This is a genomic window from Parerythrobacter aestuarii, from assembly GCF_030140925.1.
GTDB classification, from domain to species: Bacteria; Pseudomonadota; Alphaproteobacteria; order Sphingomonadales; family Sphingomonadaceae; genus Parerythrobacter; species Parerythrobacter aestuarii.
The window spans coordinates 284,530-303,912 of the sequence record NZ_JARBWD010000001.1; the positions used below are offsets into that span (position 1 = coordinate 284,530).

The following is a 19,383-nucleotide window of genomic DNA, read 5'->3' on the forward strand; positions in this document are numbered from 1 at the left end:
GGCTGCTAGAAGGTCTCTCATGTTGATGTCATCACGCAACCAGCCCGCACTGCTCGAATATGGTCCCAACGGCTTTCGCGTCCTGCGCACGGGGCGCTTCGTATTGTGCGCGGTCAGCGGCGTCGAAATTGGGCTTGAAGACCTCCGCTACTGGAGCGTCGAACATCAGGAAGCCTACGCATCGGCCGAGCTGGCAACGAAACGCCTGACCGGGGAGGGCTGATGGCCCGCCGATGGCATTGGGGCGCTGCGGCTGGTGCAGCGCTTGCGGTTGCGTTTGTTCTCAATCTCGCTGCGCCCGGTAGCGGTTCGGCCGCGAGCGAGGCAACCGGGCCTGTTTTGCGCGAAACAACCAAATTCCTGCTCGAGGGCGAACTGGAGCAAGGTGGCTGGATACGAGGTCAGGCACCGTTGCGTACCGTACGATTACAGTTCGGTAATAGGCTGCTCGAGCTTGACCAGGACCGTCGCTTCTTTGCCGCCTTCGACCGCGATGCCGGGCCGTCGGCCGAGCTGATCGCCACCCTGTCCGACGGTAGCGCCATTGCTGCTCCGCTCACCATCAAGCCACGCGCCTGGAACATCGAGCGGGTCAATATCGCCCGCCGCAGCGGAGGGATGAGCGATGCCTTCTGGCAGCGCCGCAAGCCCGAGCTCGACCGGATCAACGCGGCGCGCAGCGTGGACGCTGACAGTCGCGGCTGGGCGCAGGACTTCATCTGGCCGGTGACCGGGCGCATTTCAGGCCGGTTCGGCTCGCAGCGGATCTATCGTGGCGAGCCGGGCAGCTATCATTCGGGCATGGACATCGCCACCGGCGCGAGCGGCACACCCTTCGTTGCCCCGGCCGACGGCGTGGTGACACTGGCGGCGACCGGATTCTCGCTCGAAGGCGGATTGCTCATTATCGATCATGGCAATGGGCTCAACAGCGCTTTCCTGCACCTCTCCAAGATCGCCGTCAGCGAGGGCGAGCGCGTGCGGCAGGGGCAATATGTCGGCAATATCGGTGCTACCGGGCGCGCCACAGGGCCGCATTTGCATTGGAGCATGAAGTGGCGCGATGCGCGGGTCGATCCGCTGCTGTTTACCGGCCCGATGCGCTAAGGGGCCGGGGATTGCCGATGAAGCGCCGCCTGATCCTGCTGGTGCTGGTTGCGGTCGCGCTTGCGCCGGGAACATGGCTGCGCAGTGCTCCTCCACCCGTGATGCTGAATGCCGGGGTCGAAGTCATTCGCCTCGCCATCGATAAACCGCGCATTGGAGCGCTGGACGTTATCGGGACCTGGCAGCTCAAGAGCGAACATTCCCTGTTCCATGGCTATTCGGGGCTCGTCGCGCTTGGTGGCGGCAAGTTCCTTGCTGCCAGCGACGCAGGGGCCGGGTTGGCGTTCTCCATGGCGTCGGGAGGCCCGACCGACTTCGAGCTGTTTCCCTACGATCCCGACACCAGGTTTACCGACAAGATGTACCAGGACATCGAAGCGCTGGCGCATGATCCGGGCACGGGGCGCGTCTGGGCAGCATTCGAAGGCCGCAACATGATCGAACGGCGCGAAGGGGACCTTTCGGACCCGGCCCAGGCCCTGCCGGAGCCGATGCGGCGCTGGGGCGAGAACAGCGGGCCCGAGGCGATGACGCGGTTGAGCGACGGGAGCTTCTTGATGCTGGGCGAAGGCAGGGCCGGGTTCATGGGCGAAGAATTTCCGGGCCTGAAGTGGCAGCGCGATCCGGTGCTGGGTGACAAGCCAATGGAGTTCAGCTTTGCCGCCCCAGAGGGCTTTCGCCCCACCGACATGGCGGCGCTGCCTGATGGCAGGGTCTTGATCCTTGTGCGCCGGATCGCATGGGGCTTTCCGCCGCATTTCAAGGTAGTGCTGCTGGTTGCCGACCCGGCGGAAATCGTTGTCGGCGAGAGTTGGAGCGGCACGGAGCTGGCACGTTTTGACCCGCCGTTTCCGACCGACAATTATGAGGGACTTGCGATCGAACCCGGAAGTGATCGCGGCACGGGCTACCCCGTGATGGTGACGATAATCTCGGATGACAATGCCGTATCCTACCAGCGCACGCTCCTGCTGCGGCTGCAATGGGACGGCAAACTGCCCGCGCCCTCAAGATAGGCCGGACACAGCAAAGGGCGCACAGGTTGCCCCGCGCGCCCTTGGATGCTGTCAGTGGCCCTGAGGCCCTTGGCTTACGCCGCGGCCAGAGCCTTCTTCAGCTCGCGCTTCACCTTGAGCGCGTTAGAGGAAAGCTTCTCGTCCTTGGTCTTGAGCAGCCAGTTGTCCAGTCCGCCATTGTGCTCGACCGAGCGCAGGCCCTGGGTCGACACGCGGAACTTGAAGCTGCGGTCGAGCTTCTCGCTCAGCAGCGTGACGTTCTGCAGGTTGGGCAGGAAGACGCGCTTGGTCTTGTTGTTGGCGTGGCTCACGTTGTGGCCGACCTGGCGGCCCTTGCCGGTCAGTTCGCAGATGCGCGACATGGTTCGTCTCTTCTCAAAAAATATCGGTCAATGCCGGGAAAGGCGCGCGCATAGCGGCGGAGGGGCGAATCGTCAACACGAGTCTGGCTATTCGGCACCAGCGGCGGTAGCGCCCATGGCATGACCCGCTGGCCCTTACCAGACCCGATGCGCCGCGCCCTCGACGCCGCCCGTGCGGCGGCCGAGGCCGGCGAAGTGCCGATCGGGGCGGTGGTGACACGCGGCGAGGACATCATCGCCGTCGCGCACAACTCTCCGCGCACGGACACTGACCCCACTGCCCATGCCGAAGTGGCCGCGATTCGCGCCGCTGCCAAGGCATTGGGGCAGGAGCGGCTGGAAGGTTGCGACCTGTGGGTGACGCTCGAACCCTGCGCCATGTGCGCCGGGGCGATCAGCCACGCGCGGATCGCGCGGCTCTACTACGCCGCCAGCGACCCCAAGGGCGGCGCAGTGGAGCACGGAGCGAAGGTGTTCGATCATCCGCAATGCCTGCACGCGCCGGAAGTGTATGCGGGCATGGGCGAGGACGAGGCTGCGGGGTTGCTCAAGAGATTCTTTGCTGAGCGTCGGTAGGGACAGGGCTTCCTTTGCCAAGTTGCTCTGCTCCGAGCCTTGTCAGGCATTCATCCCTTGCAGCCAACTCTCGGTCTGTCTTCGCTTCGGCAAGCAACGGTCCGAGGTGATAGAGCAGCAACTCTCGATCTCGTCGCGATTCCGGAACCAGCCTGCCCATCACCGAGAAGAACCTCGCCAAGCCCAGCAGTTTCCTGAACACAATGTAGGGCTTGGCATGGGCAAATACTCGCCCACGAAGATAATGCTCGGCCAGCGCAACCGCATCGACCCGCTTGAAAGAAAGATGCTCGAGCAAAGCGAATGCAACGCCGAGTTCGGAGGAATCGCGGGGATAGTTCGCGATCAGCCATTCTGACGCCTCATGGGACGGCATCTTGCGCAAGCGGGCAGCCTGTTCTCGAAGTTCTTTCCTCACAACCCCCGCCAGATCTTCGCCGACACATTGTCCCGCGCGCCCAGCTGGCTGCGCTTGCAGCGGGTCGGCATCCAGTCCTTGCCGTAGCAGAGCCGCAGTTCCTGTAGCCACCCGCGTTCGTTGAGTTTCACGCCGACCATCTCCGGCGTCCAGTCGGGGTTGGCGCGAGTGAAGGCGGCGCGGATGCGGCCTGCGGTCAGCCCGTCCTCGCGGCTCAGGCGGTCGTAGTCGGGGTGCTTGAGGCTGTTCCAGAGGATGCGGGTGACCTTGAAATAGGTCTCGGGCTTGCGGGTCAAGCAGGCGCCATGCTTGCGCCACTGGTCGGCCATCAGCCGGGCCGAGGGCATCATGCACATATTGCGCTTCGCCTCGGGCACGCTGACGCGCTGGGCGGTGCGGCAATATTGCGGCCAGGTGGAGCGGCCGTCCGGCCACAGGCCATGCACCACCATGCCGAAGCGCCCGTTGCGGCCCGAGCATTGCGAGCGATGGCGGGGCGAACTTTGACGGTTCTTGCAGAACTCCGGCGACCAGCTCAGCGCGAAGGTGTAGCCAGTGACCGGCAGCTGGCGCGGCTGGCCCGACTTGCCCTCCGGCACCAGCAGGTTCTGCGGCACGCGGCACTGGTAGGATTGGGCGAATGCGGGACCCGCACATAGGCCAGCCAAGCCGACAAACAGGGCGATCTTACGCATCGCTCCCCCGCGTTTGTCCAGATATGGCCCGTGATGCGGTGTAGCCGGCCACAGCGAACATCAGCAGGCCATTCAGGAGATACCAGTTCACCACCGTTTGGTTCACCGTATGACCATCATCCAGCGCAGCCTGCAGCCAGGGGATCGGCAGATAGAGAGCTAAGGCCCAGAAAACGAGATTCGTGATACGCCTCGGGTAGATCGCAAGAACGAGCGGTATGACTGCGTGAACGAACAAATACTCGACAATTTCCGGCCGGACGTAGGCGAACCTTTGGCGGACCTCTGGCTGATCCCAATAGGCGCGATATTCCGCAGTCGCAGCGGCGAGGTAGAAGAGGCTCGCAAGAAGCGCGCCTGCTATCAGCACACGCAAGACAATTACGGTCCTTGCATCGAGCCAACCGCGAGCGAACAGCCACCTCACAGCGGCTTAAAATCCAAGCCAATATCGGCTGCAGGCGCGCTCTGAGTCAGACGGCCGACGGAGACGTAGTCCACGCCCGTCGCGGCCTTGGCCTTGATGGTCTGGAGGTTGATCCCCCCGCTCGCTTCGGTCGGGACGCGGCCGGCGACGATGCTCACGGCCTCGCGCAGTGTATCGGGCTCCATATTGTCGAGCAGCAGCCGGGTCGCGCCCGCCGCCAATGCCGGTTCGATCTGGTCGAGCCGGTCGACCTCGCAGATGATCTCCTGCACCCCGGCCTCGACCGCGCGCCGCACCGCTTCGCCGACGCTGCCGGCGACCAGCACGTGGTTGTCCTTGATCATCGCTGCGTCCCACAGGCCCATGCGGTGATTGCTCGCCCCGCCCATGCGCACAGCATATTTCTCCAGATGCCGCAGGCCGGGGATGGTCTTGCGGGTGTCGAGCAGGGTGCAATCCGGATTGTCCATCGCGTCGACATATTCGCGCACCATGGTGGCGATGCCAGAGAGGTGCTGGAGGGTGTTGAGCGCGCTGCGTTCGGCAGTCAGCATGGCGCGGGCATTGCCTTCCAGCCGCATCAGGTCGGTCCCGGCGGGCACCTGCGCGCCTTCCTCGACGAGGATCTCGATGGTCATCTCCGGCTCGAGTGCGCGGAAGAACGCCTCGGCGATGGGCAGGCCGGCGACGCTGATGGCATCGCGCGTATCCATCACCCCGGCAAAGCGCGCCCCGGCCGGGATCACGCTTTCGCTGGTCACGTCATGCCCGCCGCCGGGCAGGCCATTGCCCAGATCTTCAGCCAGCGTGTCGCGAACGAAAACGTCGAGGTCGAAACCGGGGAGGAAGAAGTTGGTCATTGCGCGCTTTTGGCCTTTCTTTTGTTTGGCCTCAAGCGCCGGCGTTCGCGTCCGCTCACTTGGCTTCCGCCCTACCGGGCGGCGCGCAGTCGCGCGCTGTCGTCGCCTTTCAGGCGCCGAGACCTACGCTTGCTAGCAAACTCGCGCTGGACACGGCCATGATAGGGGCCGCAAGGGCGACCGCCCGCCCGCAGCGGGCGCAGCTTGCTGCGCGTCTAGCGAGGACGAAAGCGCGGAGGCGCATTCGAAAGCCAAATCAGTGCACGAAACGCGCGACGACATCCCTGTACGAGCGACTGACCTTCACTTCGGCGCCTGAATCCAGCACCAGGAAGCATTCGCCATTGGTATGCGGCTTGACCTGGCGGACCTGGTCGAGGTTGACGATGGTCGAGCGGTGCACGCGCTGGAATTTGCGCGGATCGAGGCGACGCTCGAGGTCCTTCATCGTCTCGCGCAGGATCAGCGAGTTGTCGCCGGTATAGATGCACATATAGTCGCCTGCGGCCTCGATATGTTCGATCGAGTCGGTTTCGACTCGGAATATCTGCCCGCGATCCTTGACGTTGATGAGCTTTTCGTAGCGGTCGCTGGTGTCGTCACCACCTTCGGCGAATTCCTCGGCCGCATCGGGTGCGACTTCGCTAAGGACGTTAAGCAGCTTCTCGGCCTCTTCGGCGCTTTTCTTCTCTGCCAGCCGCTGGCGCACACGCTCGATGGTGTCGGCCAGCTTGTCCTCGTCGACCGGCTTCATCAGGTAATTGACGGCATTTGCCTCGAACGCGCGAATGGCGTGTTCCTGGTAGGCGGTGACGAATACGAACAGAGGCGGTTCGATCTCCATCACGCCCTTGACCACGCTGAAGCCATCGAACCCCGGCATCTGGATGTCGAGGAACACCAGGTCGGGTTTCTCGGTCTTGATCTTGCGGATCGCTTCGCGACCGTTGGAACAGGTGCCGATGATCTCCACGTCTTCGAACGGCTGCAGCCGCAGCTGCAGGCCCTGGATGGCGAGCTTCTCATCGTCGACGAGGATGGTGCGAATGGTCATGGGTTCAACTTCCGGTGGCGCGATGGGCGTCTAGCGATTCCACATTGGCAGGCAGCTCCGACCTCGGGTTAGCTGCAGTTGGGGCAGGGCCGTTGGGGGAAATGGCCTCGCTATCTTCCAATGCGGTTTCATAGGGGAGTTCGATCACGACGGTGAAGCCGCCATCATCGGGGGTGCGAATTTCGAACAGGTGGTCCTCTCCATAGGCCTGCGCCAGCCGATCACGGATATTGGCGAGACCTACTCCGGTGGAGACAGGCTTGCCGGACAGCGCAATTGGCAAGCTGGCGCGCGTTTCAGGCCTTTGCAATCCCGGCCCGGTGTCGGACACGGTGATGCGAAGTCTCGGTCCGACCAATTGCGCCGACAGGGTGATGCGGGCACCCTCCTCCTGCGGTGAAACTGCGTATTTGATGGCGTTCTCGACCAACGGTTGCAGCAGCAATGACGGCAGCACCGCCTTGGCAGCATCGGGCGCTATGTCGAATTCGGTCCGCAGGCGCTCTTCGAACCGCATGCGCTCGATATCGAGATAGAGCTTCAGAGTCTCGACTTCCTGCGCCACCGTTACCTTGCCACCGGGCTCGCTGATCAGCGTGTGCCGCAGGAAGCCTGACAGGCGCGTCAGCATGGCATTGGCCGGCTCGGTCTGCTTGAGCAGCACCAGCGTGCTGATCGAATTCAATGTGTTGAAAAGGAAATGCGGGTTGAGCTGGTAACGCAGCATGGCCAGCTGGGCGCTGGTCGCCTGCGCCTCCAGGCGTTCCAACCGGTCGGCCTGCTCCTCGACCTGCAGGAAGAAGTTGATGGCGTAATAGAGCCCGGTCCAGGCACCCAGCACCGAAAAATCAACGAACAGGTACAGCAGCACCAACTGGGTCAAGGTGGTGGGGCGGTCAGCGAAATAGAGCGTGCTGATCCATGCTTCAACCAGGACATAGATGCCGACAGCGACTGCCAATACCCCGGCCGTTGCGCCCCAGGTAACCAACGGGGGCCTATTGATCAGCTGGCGGTAGACAACCGATAGCAGCGTGCTGAGCGAAAAGCCGGTGATGCCGACGATCAGCATCAGGATGATGTAACTGGCCGGCTGGCCGTTCGAGATGCCCTGAACCGATCGCAACATCACGGCCCCGGTCCAGCCGGCGAACTGCAGGTTCCAGAAAGCGCGGCTCTTGTTCTCGAAGAACGGGGTGGGGCGGAAGGGCAATACGGCCATGATCGTTTCGTCTTAGCGCAAATGCGCCGCATCGTCAGATATTTTGCTCACTCGGCGAATCTGCGATAATCTGGCACCCAAGAGGAGAATCCAGCATGAACGCACCGCAGCACCCCGAGCATGCCAGTGAGCATGAACGCGCCAAGTTCCGCGAGATGAAGGAAGGCACGGCGGAAGACTGGGCCCTGATTGGCAAGGAATATCGCGAGTTCTCGAAAGGACTGGCCGATCGCGTGCTCGACCATCTGAAGCTGCTCGATGGCGATTTCGGTGGCTTTCCGGTCGATCGGCTTGAGCATTCACTGCAGACGGCAACGCGCGCTCATCGCGACGGACGCGACGAACAATATGTAGTGATGGCGTTGTTGCACGATATTGGTGACACGCTGGGCAGCTACAACCACCCCGAAGTCGCGGCCTCGATCATCAAGCCCTTCGTTTCCGAAGAGATCCACTGGATCTGCCAGAACCACGGTGCCTTCCAGGGCTATTACTATTTCCACCACCTGGGCATGGACCGTAATGTCCGCGACAGGTTCGAGGATCATCCCTATTACAAGGCGTGCGCGGAATTCTGCGAGAAGTACGACCAGGCCGCGTTCGATCCGGACTATGACAGCGAACCGCTGGAGTTCTTCGAGCCGATGGTGCGGCGGGTCTTCGCCAGGCCGATCAACTCGATGTACGCCAAGGTGGCCGAGGAAGAGACGGCCTAACCCTGGGGCTTGATTTCGCGCCGGAAATTGCTGCGCCAGTCGGCTGTGCCAGTGGCGGCCATCTGTGCACGGACCAGCGGCACTTCGGCGGCGATGAATTCGACCCGCTCGTCCCACCCGTCATGCGTGCGCTTTCGGAAGATGCCGCCGCTGTGGTCGGGGCCCCAGGTCGCCATGAAACGCACCGCCGCTTCGGGATCGTAGCCGGCATTGGCGAGCAGCCACGGGGCGAGCCGGTCGGCCTCGCGCTCGGTCAACCGCACGTTCTTGCGCTTGCGACCTTTGGCATCGAGCCAGGCCCGGTGGCGCAGGACATTGTGCGCCAGCTCATGCGCCATGACCCCGGCGAGCAGCTCGTCGCTCCATTCGTGCCCGGGGAAGTCTTCGCCGATCACTACCCGGCTGCCATCGGCCACCGCGCGCTTGCCCAGGGGGCCGACTTCGAAGCGGCTCGCGCAGGCCGGGATAGCCTCGATCACCAGTGACTCGCCGCCGACAGCCTGAAACGCGAGCTTGCGCTCGGTCTGGAGCTGTTCGACCATCGCCACGCGGATGGTCTCGAGCCGCTTCCATCGCTTTTTTTCGTCGGTAGGCATCCCGGCGACGTCAAGCCCGGCAAGGCTGGCGATCGACTGGTCGGCGGCAAGTCCTGACTGGTCTGCGGGAGAACCCGGGACCACCGCCTGGATGCCAACGGGGCTGGTCATGCCCAGCAGCCGGCCCAGCTTCTCACCGTCGCCATAGGCCGCGAGATCGTGCAGCAGCAGCCCGGTGGCAGGGGTCTGCTGGTCGCAGAAGGCGGCATTGCCGGTCACCAGCTCATAGCCGATGCGAGCGACGCGGGCGTCCTTGGCGCGCAGTTCGACGAAGGCTTCGGGCAGTACAGCGGCGGCGCTAGCTCCGGCTGCCCACAGCAGCGCGGCACAGCCGAGCCACTTCGCACGCATCGTCACGCCCCGGTTTCGTCGCCCTGGGCGATCGCTTCAGCGAGCGTTTCTGCCGGAACCGCACCTTCGATGATCCGACCGCCGACGACCCAGCTGGGGGTCCCGGTAAAGCCCAGTTCGCGTGCGAACTGCGTGTTGCGCTCAAGCTCGTAGGCGATTTGCGGACTCCTGGCGTCAGCTTCCAGCTTCGTCACATCCAAGCCGACATGCCGCGCGGCGGCGATCAAACCGGCTTCCGAGGTGTCACCGCTGGCGAACAGGGCCTGGTGATAAGCTGCGTATTTGCCCTGCCGCCCGGCCGCGAGCGCCAAGGCGGCGGCGCGGTCGCTGCCTTCGAAGATCGGCCATTCGCGGATCACGACGCGTAGCTCGGGATCCTGCTCGATCAACTTCTGCACTTCACCGGCACTGGCGCGACAGTAGCCGCAATTGTAGTCAGTGAACTTGATCAGCGTGTGCTTGCCTTCAGGGTTGCCGAGCACCGCCCCGGCGAAGGGCTGGCGCACATCGTCCCCGGCGCGGGCGAGCCGGTCTTCAGCCTGCTTGCGCTCATATGCGGCAACCATCCGCGGCAGCAGCTCGGGATCGCTCATCAGGTAACGTTCGACCTGCCTGTCGCCGAGGCCCGACCAGCTGAAGGCGGCCGCCCCGGCGAAGCCGGCGACAATGGCGAGGATGGCGGTGAATATGGTGCTGCGCATGGGATTGGGCATAGTGTTGGCCGCTACCGTCGGTCACGCTCGCGTTCAAGCTCGGCTTCGGCCTGCAAGCGGATGTCCTGCGCCCTGATCCAGTCGGGTGTCCCCTTGGGCAGGGCGGATTCGGCGATCTGCGCGCTGTTCAAGGCCAGCACATATTGCCTCGTCATGACCTGCTGTTCGGCAGTGGCGAGCCTCGCCCGTGCCATGTCGCCGCGCGCGGCATAGACCACGCCCAGTTGATACCAGGCGAACGGCATGTAGCGATCCTTCGCCACCGCCGCGCGCAGGACCTTCTCCGCTTCGGCATAGTTGGCCTGGTCTTCAGTCGCGATCAGCGCATGCGCGAACAGCGAAGCAATCAGCGGCTGGTTGCGGGTGAGGTCGGTCGCCTTGCGCAACGCCGGGATCGCTTCCTGCGGGCGGCCTGATTCGAGCAGGACCTGCCCTTCGAGCTCAAGGAAATAGGGATTGTCTGGATCGGTCGCGAGCAACCCTTCGACTTCGGCGAGCGCTCGCTCGACCTGTGCGTCCTTGTGATAGGCATAGGCCCGGGCATAACGTGCGGGCACATCCATCTGCGTGCGAGGATAGTTGCGCAGGACGAAATTGGGTTCGGCGAGATAGCCATAGAGCTTGGCCTTGACCCGCTGGAATCGCGCCTCGATGTCGCGATCAAGCGGGGCATCCCACGCCGGGTCGATAGTGTAAACTTCGCGCAGGCGGGTGATGCGATCGCCAGAGAGCGGGTGGGTGCGGGTGAACTGCGCTTCGTCGGCCTGGCTGCGGCCATAGCGGAATTCCTGGTTGAGCAGCTTGCCGAAGAATTCCAGCGAACCCTTGCCCGTGATCCCGGCCCTGGAGAGATATTCGGCGCCTGCCGCATCGGCCGAGCTTTCCTGTGCCCGGCTGAAGGCGAGGAACTTGCCCATCGCCGCACTTTGGCCGGCCATCATGGCCGCCATTCCGGCATCTCCGGCGCCGGCGGCCATGGCTGCTACGCCCAGCAGCAGCGAGAGGATGGTGATATTGGTCGCCGCGCGATAGCTGTCAGCGCTGCGGATCACATGCCCGCCGGTGATGTGGCCGAGCTCATGCGCGATCACGCCCTGCACTTCATTGGCGCTGTCGGCGGCATCGATCAGGCCGGAATGGATGTAGACCACCTGCCCGCCCGCGACGAAGGCGTTAATCGACGGGTCGTTGATCAGCACGATGTCGACATTGCCCGGCTCCAGCCCGGCAGCCTCGACCAGCGGGGCGGCCATGTCCTGCAGCAACGCTTCGGTCTCGGCGTCGCGCAGGATCGATTGCGCCATGGCCGGCTGGGCGGTGAACGCCAGCGCCGTTACCAGCGCAATACAATGGAGGAGGAACCGCATCGGCCCCATGCCTAGCGCTCCGGGGGCTGAATGTCCCCTGAAGATTTCGCCTCCTGCCGAGCCAGGAAATCGAAGATCGCGGCTTTGACCTGCCCCTTGCCTTCAAAAGGGCGCGACAGGGCAAGGAGGATCGAAAGATGGGTCGTGCCTTCGAGCAGCACCGCTTCTGTCGGCTGGCCGGCTTCGGTCATGGCCTTTGCCAGTGCCTTCGAGTTGCGTGGACGGACAGTTGTGTCCTCGGTCCCCGAAAGCAGCAGCAGGGGCGGACCATTGCCGTGCGCGAAATTGATTGGCTGGGTCTGGTCCAGGTCCGCTGTGCCGCCAAAGGCATTGATCGTGCCTTCGCTGTCAAGCGGAAGGAAATCATAGGGGCCAGCAAGGCCGATCACGCCCTTGATCGCTCCGTCGGGCACGCCCGCGTCGGTGAGCCAGCGCTTGTCGAGCGCCAGCATCACCGCGTTATAGGCCCCGGCGGAATGCCCCATCAGGTAGATCCGTGAGGGATCACCGCCAAACCCAGCGATATTGTCGACCACCCACCGCATCGCGGCCGCGCCATCTTCCAGCATTGCGGGGTATTCACCACCGGGCACCAGGCGATAGCCAGCGCTCACACCGACATAGCCGCGCGCGGCCATGTTGCGGGCGACGAAGGCATATTCGGGGGCATGACCATGCGCCCAGCTGCCACCATGGATGAAAATAACGACCGGCCTCGGCTCGGTATCGCTGGCCTGCGTCCGGGCGACGACCAGCACTTGATCCTTGCCCGGACCAAACGCAATCGGCGTTGTTACCTCGGCCCCGCTGCCGGTGAACACGGCATCGGTGGTGTCGAGCAGCGCGACCGATTGCGCGCTCACTGCCCATCGCCATAGGCCAAAGAGGGCCAGCACAAGCCCCGCGAGGATAATCAAGCTCCAGCCGATCCAGCCCACTTTGCGCCCCCGGATTGTCATATCGTTCTGTCCAAAATGCAGCAGCGGCTGCCGGACCTAGCGATCCAGCAGCCGCATGCAAATGCAGATTGTCGCGGTCGCGTTTAGTCGAGCAGCTTGCGCGCTACCTTCTCGACCAGTGCTACCTCGTCGCTGAGGTCGCCGAGCAGGGCAATCTCGCCGTTTTCGAGGCGGCGGATGACCACCACACCGAACTCGGGACCATCCGGATCGAGTTCGTCGAACTGGTGCAGTTCGAGCTTGCGCAGTTTCTTCGCCAATGCCGGGCGCACTTCGGTGGCAGGGGCAACTTCCTTGCCTTCCTCTTCACGCCGCAGGCGGCGTTCGGCCTGGACCACGCCCTTGAGGCCGCCATCGGCCTTGGCAAGGAAGCCCGACAGTTCGCCACGCTCGATGCCCACGCGATGGGCATGGCTGAGCACGCTGGCGTATTCGGCCACACGAGTCTTGTCGTAATCGGCACCGAACACCAGCTTGACGATCGGCGTCATCGGCGCGCGATCCTGCATGGTCAGGCCGTTTTCAGCGACCAGTTCGGCGAAGTCTTCGGGCGCTTCCTCTGCGGCGAGGCTCACGTCGAAAGCGCGGCCGACCGCATCATACAACGCTGAGCGGCTGCGCTCTTCGCTGGTGCTGGCGATCTGCGCCAGTTCGCGGGCATCGGCGAGCGTGTCGTAAAGCCCCATCTCGTGGTCGTCCTGGCCGAAAGACGGCAGTACAATCTCGGTAGGCGGCTTCTCGGCAACCGGTTCAGTGACCATTTCCTCGACCGGGATTTCCTCGGCGGGGATTTCCTCGACCGGTGCTTCTTCGACGGCCTCCGCAGGCGTTGCCGCGACAGGCTCGTCATCCTCGTGTTCAGCGACGGGTACATCGATGGAGGCAGGAACTTCGAACCGATCCGGCTCATCGCTTGCCGGTTCTTCTACCGGCAGTGCGTCGGCGGGATCGAGATCGAGCGGGGCAGACCAGTCGTCCGTATCCTCTTCGACAGGCTCGTCGGTATAGTCGCCGCCCATAAGGCTGGCGAAGCGGTCGTCTTCCTGTCCGAAGGCGGGCGTCGGCAGGTCTTCGACCTCGTCGGGCTCGCCGACAGGATCGGGTTCCTCAGCCTGCGGCATCGGTTCGAGTGCGCTGGCAAGCGAAAGATCGAGCGGCTTCTTGGCCGGCTTGCTGCGCAGGCCGGTGAGGCTCGGTCCATCGTCCTCGTCTTCGCCAGCCGGAGCCAGCGAGGCATAGGCGGTGTGATCGATGGTGTCTTCTTCATCGGCATCGCCGATATCGGGCAGAGTGAACTCGGCAATCGGCTCGTCGTCATCATCGCCGTCGAACTCATCGTCATCGAAGCGCGCGGCGCTGCCTAGAAGGCTACCGAAACTCTCATCCGGGACCGATCGTTCGTCGGCGGACACCGACCACTGGTCTTCGCCCCCGGCCTCGTCCGCCGGTTCGGCGCATTCCTCGGCGGCTTGCGCAGTTTCGTCTTCAGCGACCGGACCTTCGGCCCATTCGCTTACCGGATCAGCTTCGGGCACATCGACCTCGCCGAGGGCGTTCTCATGGCCTGCTTCGCTGTCTTCGTTCTCTTCCAGAGCCTGGTCGATTTCGAGCAGCAACTCGTCGGTGGTCAGCTGGTCGGCCACTTCCTTCCAGTTGATCACGCCATAGATGAAATCGATGGTGTCATCGTCGCTGGAGAAAGGCAGCAGGATGCCACGATAAAGGATCGTCGCTCCGCGCTGGTTGACGAATTCCGCTTCGAAACCGATCGGCGCCTGGTTGGCGAGGATCTGCATGTAATGGTCGGTGATGCGGCTCAGCAAGGAGCGGCTGGGAACATCTTCTAGCGTGCGGATCGAACCATCGGTGCCACATTCTTCGCCCAGCTCATCGCCGAGATATTGCACAGCCGGGTTTTCGATCCCCGTAGTGAAGTCGAGCAAGACACTGTACGGGCCGAAGTCGGGCAGTTCTTCCGGATTGAGATCTTCGATCGACGGGAAATTGCGGTCCTGCAGCAGGCTGGCCCAGTGATTATAGGCGCGCACCTGCATGCGGCGCTCGTCCTGCCCGACGGGGCTTGGCGGCGCTTCGCGACCGATCTCGTCTCCTTCGAGTTCGGATTCGTAATCTTCGTCGCGGGTGTCGTCGTCAAACGAACCGAATTGGCCGCGCAGCGTGTCCATGACGTAAAATGCCCCTCACTTGGCGTTCAGGGCGGTTTTGCCGTCTCGTAGTAAACATCCCGTTAAGTGGACGTCGAAAGTATTTTCCTGACGTCAAAGGACCATTCGGGGCCGCTGCCTAGCGGAACAGGTAGCGCATCCGGATTTTCTGGTGGACCGGTGTCGAGCCGACCGTGAAAGCGGCGGCATCGAACTTGGGCGGACCCATGCGAATCTTGGCGTCGCGCGAGAATCCGAAACCTTCCTTGGGAATCATCAGTGTCTTGTCAGGCTTGCCATTGCCGTTCTCATCATGGAGCAGCGAAATGGCATAGGTTCCCGGCGTGACGTCACGAAAGGTGAAATTGACGACGTCACCGGCCTTTACCGTTACGGATTTCGCCTTGGGATCCTTGCTGCAATCGGGAAAGGCGTTGGGCTTTGACGTCAGGCAGGCCAGCACCTGCCCATCGGAAGAGCGCAGGTCGGTCACCGTCACGCTGACGTCCTGCGTTGCGGCCGCCGTGTTTGCCAGCAGCAGCGGTGCCGTCGCCGCCAGTGCTAGCGCCGATAGGCCTCGGCCAATCCCCCATCCGTTTTGCATATGCGATCCCAGAACCTGAAATAGAGCCCGTAGTTGCAGTTGTATCGTTCGTGATGCAGCTGGTGATGGCTCGCTGTTATCAGCCAATTGCCTAAGCGCGAGTGAACGAGCCAGCGCGGAAAGATCTCCCAGCCCATGTGGTTGGTGACCCCCATCACCGTCATGACCATGAGCACGAGCCCCAGCATAGCGACGTGGATAGGCAAGCAAAACACCAGCAGCGGGATAACCACAGCTCCGGTCAGCGCCTCGATGGGGTGGAAGCTCATGGCGGCCCAGGCGGTCGGCGGGCGGCTGGCATGGTGAACCGCATGGGCAAGCCGGAATTCGCGCGGACGGTGCATCCAGCGGTGGGTCCAGTAGAACCAGGTGTCATGGGCCAACAGGTAGAGGAACACCGACAGCGGCAGGTACCACAGCGGATAGGCAGCGATGTCGGTATAGATCAGCGTCCACCCCCGCGTGTCCCAGCCCCAGGCAACGATCCCAGCGGGAACGCCATAGATCGCTGCCGACGCCAGCGACCAGCGGATCTCCTTGCCGATCTGCGGGTCGAGCCCTTCGTAAAAGCCAGGGCGCACGCGCCGGGTCAGCCAGGCGAAAAAGCCGCTGGAGAGCAGGTAGCGCACCGCGACGATGGCGGTCATGGCGAGCGCTGAGAGGAGGATGGCAGTTGTCACTGGTCGCGCTTATGCCTTCGACGCCGGGTCGGCAACAAGGGCTATTTGGCGCGGCCCCACGGCTGGCAGGCCTCATCGGCCATCACTGTCATCCGGCGCATGGCGATCCGCGCCATCCGCTCCACCTCTACCTTGCGCCGTGCAGCGGCCAGTGCCCGGGTCGGGGCAGGCCTGACGATCTCCGCATCATAGCCGTCGGCGATGATCACGCCGCAGCAGTCGGGCTGGTAGGCTTCGCTCTCCAGCGGGCTGCGGTCGAGATGCGGAGCGACACCCCAGTAGAATCGGTCGCAATGCTCGAGATAGTCAGGCCATTTGGCATCGCCCAGCAAATCGCCGCGCGCGACCTTGATCTCGACAATAATGACCTGCCCCTTGGGATCGACCCCCATCAGGTCGGCCCGGCGGCCACCGCGCAGCGGCATTTCCGGCAGGCACCAGATATCGTTGCGGGCAAACAGCCGCATGATGCCGCGCGCCACAGCTGCGGCATCGGCCTGCGCAGGAGGTGAATCGATGAGCGAAGTTCCGTCCATCGGGCGATGATGGAACAGACCACGAACAACTGTCAAGAGGATGGGCGGGTCAAGCGCTCCTGCGCGGACCCATGTCGCCACCTTGGGGCACCAGTGCCAGCACGGAGTTGCGGGCATGATGGAACTCGCGCCACAGGGTAATGGCCGCAGCAGTTGCATCCTGTCCCCGGGCATTGACGGCCAACAGCGCGGTCACTCCGGGACGCATCATCGCGGTCAGGTCGCCGATCATTTCGGACGCCAGTTCGAAGCGCCAGCCGCCGACATCCTTGATCAGTGCGGGGAAATTGCGCACTTGCGGTGTCAACTTCTCCGGTGCGAGCCCGGCGAGGGCACCCACGGCAGAGGCTGCATCCTGCAGGGCGGTCCATTGCACGCTCAGCGACTGGGCAGTGCTGCGCTGACCGGTGCCTGCTTCGGCGGAAAAGCTGTTGGGTTGGGCGCTCATGACCCTGGTGCCATAGCGCGCCATCGCTTGCCAAATCGCTAATGCGGCCAGCTTTCCGCGCTATAGCCAAGCCGGGCAGCAAGTGGCTCGGTCATGTCCCTGACAACGCGCACCTCCTCGGCCGACAGCGCACTGCGCCATTGCGTCGTCGCCAACTGCGGGTCGCGCCGAATGTAGGAAGTGCCGTTCCCGCTCGGTGCGTCAGTGCGGAAGTTCCTCCGCAGGAAGCGGCCCAACCGGGGCGATTCGCTGCCCCCGGCAAAGGCGAGCAACCGTCGGGCGGTGACTTCGCGCGTCCCCATGAAGTCTTCCTGCCGCACCATTGCCGTGCGCTTATCGGGCAGCAGCTGGCGCTCGGCAAAGCCATACACCACGCGCCAGAGCAGCGCCGCCTGTGCCAGAGGCGGCTGCGGCTCCCGGGCAAAGTGCCGGATGGTCTCCGCCTCATCCGGCAGCTGCTCCATCAGCGCAGGCTGATCGACGAGATCGTTGAAATCGAACTGCCCCGCCTTGCGCACCATGCTTTCGGCAAACCCGCCCGGATGTCGCAGGCAAAGCACGACTTTGGTCCCCGCGCATTGCTGCAAGGTGCGCGCCGTGAAAGCAAGGAACGGATCTTTCAGGATCGCCGGCCGGGGCGCGATCAGCATGGGCAGCCTGCGCTGGGCATAACGCGCGACCTGCCCAAACTCCTTGCCGGAGCGGACCCGGCTCGCGCGCCTGAGCAGCTCGGGAACAATTGCTCTGCGCCGCAGCATCGGAATCAGGCCGCGCTGCAATCGCTCGAAATGGTCCTCGCCGTAGAAGGCATACCACTGCGGTGGCCGCAATGAATCATAGCTCAGGGTCGGTTGCGGATTGAGCGGCTCGTGCAGCAGGTGGAATTCAGGCGCAGTCGCAAGCAATGCTCCGACGAGGGTGGTCGCCGAATAATGCGTCCCTGTGACGATCACAGAACCGGCGAGCAAAGGGTCGATTGGGGCGGCTTGCGACATGTGGCCGATGTAAGCCACGCCGTGCACGCGGTGGCAAGCGCAAGGCCAGAGAGGAGGGCGCTTTTTACGTTGGCATCGGGCAAACCGCTCTGCTAGGTGCCCGCTTCGCTTCTCGCGATCCGCACCCGTAGCTCAGCTGGATAGAGCGCTGCCCTCCGAAGGCAGAGGTCACAGGTTCGAATCCTGTCGGGTGCGCCAAGGGGGAGAGCTCCAGCGGGGCTCTCCCCCTTGGCGTATCATGACGGTGCGCACCTCGGGATCCTCGTCCAGCCATCCAAACCGCAGGCGGTGCAGCGAGCGCAAGAAAATTTGGCGGGGCCGGGAATAAGCCATTGATCCAACCGTATTCGCTCCAATCGGAACTGTACGAGGATTGGATCGATGCTCTTGGAAGACGTGCAAAGCTTCAGCCATGAAAGCGAAGAGCTGTTGGCAACGCCAGTGAACCTTGGCTTTGGGCGTGGCGCTCATGTGCAGCGGAGGCTGAGCCAGGCGCGGCGCGCTTTTTCGACCCGCAATGTCGACTTCGGTTGCGCGGCGCAGCTAGACAGGACGGCCGCACCCGCGGCCGGTGACCTGGTCCTTGCCCGGGTGGTTTCGATTGGCCATCACACCAAGCTGGAAAGCCCCGAAGGGCGTCGCCAGCAGATGTATCCGGGCGACGAGATCGTGGTCGCCTATGGCAACCGCTATGCCCCCGATCAGTTCGAAGCAAAGGTCCCTGTCGACCAGCAGGAATGTGATCTCGTGGCCGGAGGCGGGATCGCCGCCGACATGCTGGCCAAGAACGCCCGCACCCGCAATCCGACCCGCATCCAGCCGCTCGGCCTGCTGGCTGACTGGAAAGGCGAAGTGCTCAACCTGCGCAGTTTCACCCCGCGGATCGAAGACTTCGTTGGCGGCACCGGCAATTGCAAGGTCATCGTGGTCGTCGGCACTTCGATGAATGCGGGCAAGACCACCACCGCTGCGCAGCTGATCCATGGTCTCAGCCGTGCCGGCCTCAAGGTCGGAGCCGCCAAGGTCACCGGCACGGGCTCTGGCGGCGACATGTGGGCCATGATCGATGCCGGCGCGCGCCTTGCGCTCGATTTCACCGATGCCGGGCATGCCACGACCGCCGGCGTTGCCGTGCCTCAGCTGGTCCGGGATTCGCTCAGGCTGATCCGGACGGTCAGCAAGGGCCATGACGTGGCGATTGTCGAAGTCGCCGACGGACTGTTCCAGGAAGAAACCGCCGGCCTGCTGCAACAGGCGGAGTTTGTCGATGCGATCGACCATGTGGTGCTGGCGGCAGGCGATGCGATGGGCGCTGCCTATGGCCATGGCTGGCTGGTCCGGCACGGCCTGCCGATCTCGCTGATCGCGGGCTGTGTCAGCTCGTCGCCGTTGGGCACTCGCGAGACCGAAGCTGCGACCGGTTTGAAAGTGGCAACGCTGAGGGAGCTGGCGGATGCCGAACTGGCACCGAGCTTCTGCTTTGCCGATCAACCGGTCTCGGCTGCGGCCTGACCCT

23 protein-coding genes and 1 tRNA gene are annotated in these 19,383 nt (G+C 63.6%); 7 read left to right on the plus strand and 17 right to left on the minus strand.

Annotated features, from left to right (window positions below; translation table 11 throughout):
• Window positions 1–19: 19 nt before the first annotated feature.
• Genes QPW08_RS01485 through QPW08_RS01495 form a run of 3 tightly spaced genes read left to right on the plus strand, consistent with a single transcriptional unit; the run spans window position 20 to window position 2,123 of the window.
• Window positions 20–223, plus strand: coding sequence for a DUF2093 domain-containing protein (locus tag QPW08_RS01485; RefSeq protein WP_284123955.1), 204 nt, complete (start codon window positions 20–22; stop codon window positions 221–223).
• Complete coding sequence (locus tag QPW08_RS01490; RefSeq protein WP_284123956.1) at window positions 223–1,107, plus strand: M23 family metallopeptidase; 885 nt, start codon at window positions 223–225, stop codon at window positions 1,105–1,107. Before QPW08_RS01485 ends, QPW08_RS01490 begins: the two co-directional genes overlap by 1 nt.
• A gap of 17 nt (window positions 1,108–1,124) precedes the next feature.
• Window positions 1,125–2,123, plus strand: a complete 999-nt coding sequence (locus tag QPW08_RS01495) for an esterase-like activity of phytase family protein (protein WP_284123957.1) — start codon at window positions 1,125–1,127, stop codon at window positions 2,121–2,123.
• Between the two features lie 74 nt (window positions 2,124–2,197).
• Here QPW08_RS01495 and rpmB read toward each other — a convergent pair whose 3' ends face one another.
• Window positions 2,198–2,485 carry a 50S ribosomal protein L28 gene (rpmB, locus tag QPW08_RS01500; RefSeq protein WP_284123958.1) on the minus strand — a complete coding sequence of 96 codons (288 nt, stop codon included), beginning with the start codon at window positions 2,483–2,485 and terminating at the stop codon, window positions 2,198–2,200.
• A 120-nt stretch (window positions 2,486–2,605) separates the two neighbouring features.
• On the opposite strand from rpmB, the gene QPW08_RS01505 reads away from it, so the two are divergent.
• The gene (locus tag QPW08_RS01505; protein ID WP_284123959.1) at window positions 2,606–3,061 is read left to right on the plus strand and encodes a nucleoside deaminase; all 456 of its coding nucleotides are present in this window, start codon (window positions 2,606–2,608) and stop codon (window positions 3,059–3,061) included.
• On the opposite strand, the gene QPW08_RS01510 is transcribed toward QPW08_RS01505, so the two are convergent.
• The 6 genes from QPW08_RS01510 to QPW08_RS01535 form a co-directional block, all read right to left on the minus strand.
• Window positions 3,033–3,446 carry a hypothetical protein gene (locus tag QPW08_RS01510; RefSeq protein ID WP_284123960.1) on the minus strand — a complete coding sequence of 138 codons (414 nt, stop codon included), beginning with the start codon at window positions 3,444–3,446 and terminating at the stop codon, window positions 3,033–3,035. The genes QPW08_RS01505 and QPW08_RS01510 overlap by 29 nt on opposite strands.
• 29 nt (window positions 3,447–3,475) lie before the next feature.
• Window positions 3,476–4,174 (minus strand): ribonuclease T2 family protein, encoded by a 699-nt coding sequence (locus QPW08_RS01515; protein WP_284123961.1) that lies wholly within the window; start codon window positions 4,172–4,174, stop codon window positions 3,476–3,478.
• Entirely contained in the window at window positions 4,167–4,550 is a 384-nt protein-coding gene (locus tag QPW08_RS01520; RefSeq protein WP_284123962.1) for a hypothetical protein, read from the minus strand. The genes QPW08_RS01515 and QPW08_RS01520 overlap by 8 nt, the downstream gene beginning before the upstream one ends.
• A 47-nt stretch (window positions 4,551–4,597) precedes the next feature.
• A complete protein-coding gene (gene nadC, locus QPW08_RS01525) occupies window positions 4,598–5,461 on the minus strand; it encodes a carboxylating nicotinate-nucleotide diphosphorylase (protein WP_284123963.1) in 864 nt (287 codons plus the stop codon).
• Window positions 5,462–5,717: 256 nt separating this feature from the next.
• Complete coding sequence (locus QPW08_RS01530) at window positions 5,718–6,515, minus strand: LytR/AlgR family response regulator transcription factor (protein ID WP_284123964.1); 798 nt, start codon at window positions 6,513–6,515, stop codon at window positions 5,718–5,720.
• A gap of 4 nt (window positions 6,516–6,519) precedes the next feature.
• Complete coding sequence (locus QPW08_RS01535; RefSeq protein WP_284123965.1) at window positions 6,520–7,737, minus strand: sensor histidine kinase; 1,218 nt, start codon at window positions 7,735–7,737, stop codon at window positions 6,520–6,522.
• Between the two features lie 95 nt (window positions 7,738–7,832).
• On the opposite strand from QPW08_RS01535, the gene QPW08_RS01540 reads away from it, so the two are divergent.
• Window positions 7,833–8,453 (plus strand): HD domain-containing protein, encoded by a 621-nt coding sequence (locus tag QPW08_RS01540; protein ID WP_284123966.1) that lies wholly within the window; start codon window positions 7,833–7,835, stop codon window positions 8,451–8,453.
• On the opposite strand, the gene QPW08_RS01545 is transcribed toward QPW08_RS01540, so the two are convergent.
• The 10 genes from QPW08_RS01545 to QPW08_RS01590 form a co-directional block, all read right to left on the minus strand.
• Window positions 8,450–9,400: a M48 family metalloprotease gene (locus tag QPW08_RS01545; RefSeq protein WP_284123967.1), complete on the minus strand. Its 951-nt coding sequence runs from the start codon at window positions 9,398–9,400 to the stop codon at window positions 8,450–8,452. The two genes, QPW08_RS01540 and QPW08_RS01545, sit on opposite strands and share 4 nt — an antisense overlap.
• 2 nt (window positions 9,401–9,402) lie before the next feature.
• The gene (locus QPW08_RS01550) at window positions 9,403–10,113 is read right to left on the minus strand and encodes a DsbA family protein (protein WP_284123968.1); all 711 of its coding nucleotides are present in this window, start codon (window positions 10,111–10,113) and stop codon (window positions 9,403–9,405) included.
• Between the two features lie 11 nt (window positions 10,114–10,124).
• Window positions 10,125–11,480, minus strand: a complete 1,356-nt coding sequence (locus QPW08_RS01555; RefSeq protein ID WP_284123969.1) for a M48 family metalloprotease — start codon at window positions 11,478–11,480, stop codon at window positions 10,125–10,127.
• Window positions 11,481–11,491: 11 nt separating this feature from the next.
• Window positions 11,492–12,343 (minus strand): alpha/beta hydrolase, encoded by an 852-nt coding sequence (locus QPW08_RS01560; RefSeq protein ID WP_284123970.1) that lies wholly within the window; start codon window positions 12,341–12,343, stop codon window positions 11,492–11,494.
• 179 nt (window positions 12,344–12,522) lie between these two features.
• Window positions 12,523–14,625, minus strand: coding sequence for a PAS domain-containing protein (locus QPW08_RS14740; protein ID WP_407674540.1), 2,103 nt, complete (start codon window positions 14,623–14,625; stop codon window positions 12,523–12,525).
• A gap of 118 nt (window positions 14,626–14,743) precedes the next feature.
• Window positions 14,744–15,208: a DUF2141 domain-containing protein gene (locus tag QPW08_RS01570; protein ID WP_284123971.1), complete on the minus strand. Its 465-nt coding sequence runs from the start codon at window positions 15,206–15,208 to the stop codon at window positions 14,744–14,746.
• Window positions 15,166–15,855 carry a sterol desaturase family protein gene (locus QPW08_RS01575; protein ID WP_407674562.1) on the minus strand — a complete coding sequence of 230 codons (690 nt, stop codon included), beginning with the start codon at window positions 15,853–15,855 and terminating at the stop codon, window positions 15,166–15,168. The genes QPW08_RS01570 and QPW08_RS01575 overlap by 43 nt, the downstream gene beginning before the upstream one ends.
• Before the next feature lie 74 nt (window positions 15,856–15,929).
• The gene (locus QPW08_RS01580; RefSeq protein ID WP_284123973.1) at window positions 15,930–16,424 is read right to left on the minus strand and encodes an MmcB family DNA repair protein; all 495 of its coding nucleotides are present in this window, start codon (window positions 16,422–16,424) and stop codon (window positions 15,930–15,932) included.
• 49 nt (window positions 16,425–16,473) lie between these two features.
• On the minus strand, window positions 16,474–16,872 hold the full coding sequence (locus QPW08_RS01585; protein ID WP_284123974.1) for a hypothetical protein: 399 nt from the start codon (window positions 16,870–16,872) through the stop codon (window positions 16,474–16,476).
• Between the two features lie 38 nt (window positions 16,873–16,910).
• Entirely contained in the window at window positions 16,911–17,867 is a 957-nt protein-coding gene (locus QPW08_RS01590; RefSeq protein ID WP_284123975.1) for a hypothetical protein, read from the minus strand.
• A 121-nt stretch (window positions 17,868–17,988) separates the two neighbouring features.
• Here QPW08_RS01590 and QPW08_RS01595 point away from each other — a divergent pair.
• Together QPW08_RS01595 and QPW08_RS01600 are read left to right on the plus strand one after the other, a co-directional pair.
• A tRNA-Arg gene (locus tag QPW08_RS01595) sits at window positions 17,989–18,065 on the plus strand.
• A gap of 183 nt (window positions 18,066–18,248) precedes the next feature.
• Complete coding sequence (locus tag QPW08_RS01600) at window positions 18,249–19,379, plus strand: DUF1611 domain-containing protein (RefSeq protein WP_284123976.1); 1,131 nt, start codon at window positions 18,249–18,251, stop codon at window positions 19,377–19,379.
• The last annotated feature ends 4 nt before the right edge of the window (window positions 19,380–19,383 follow it).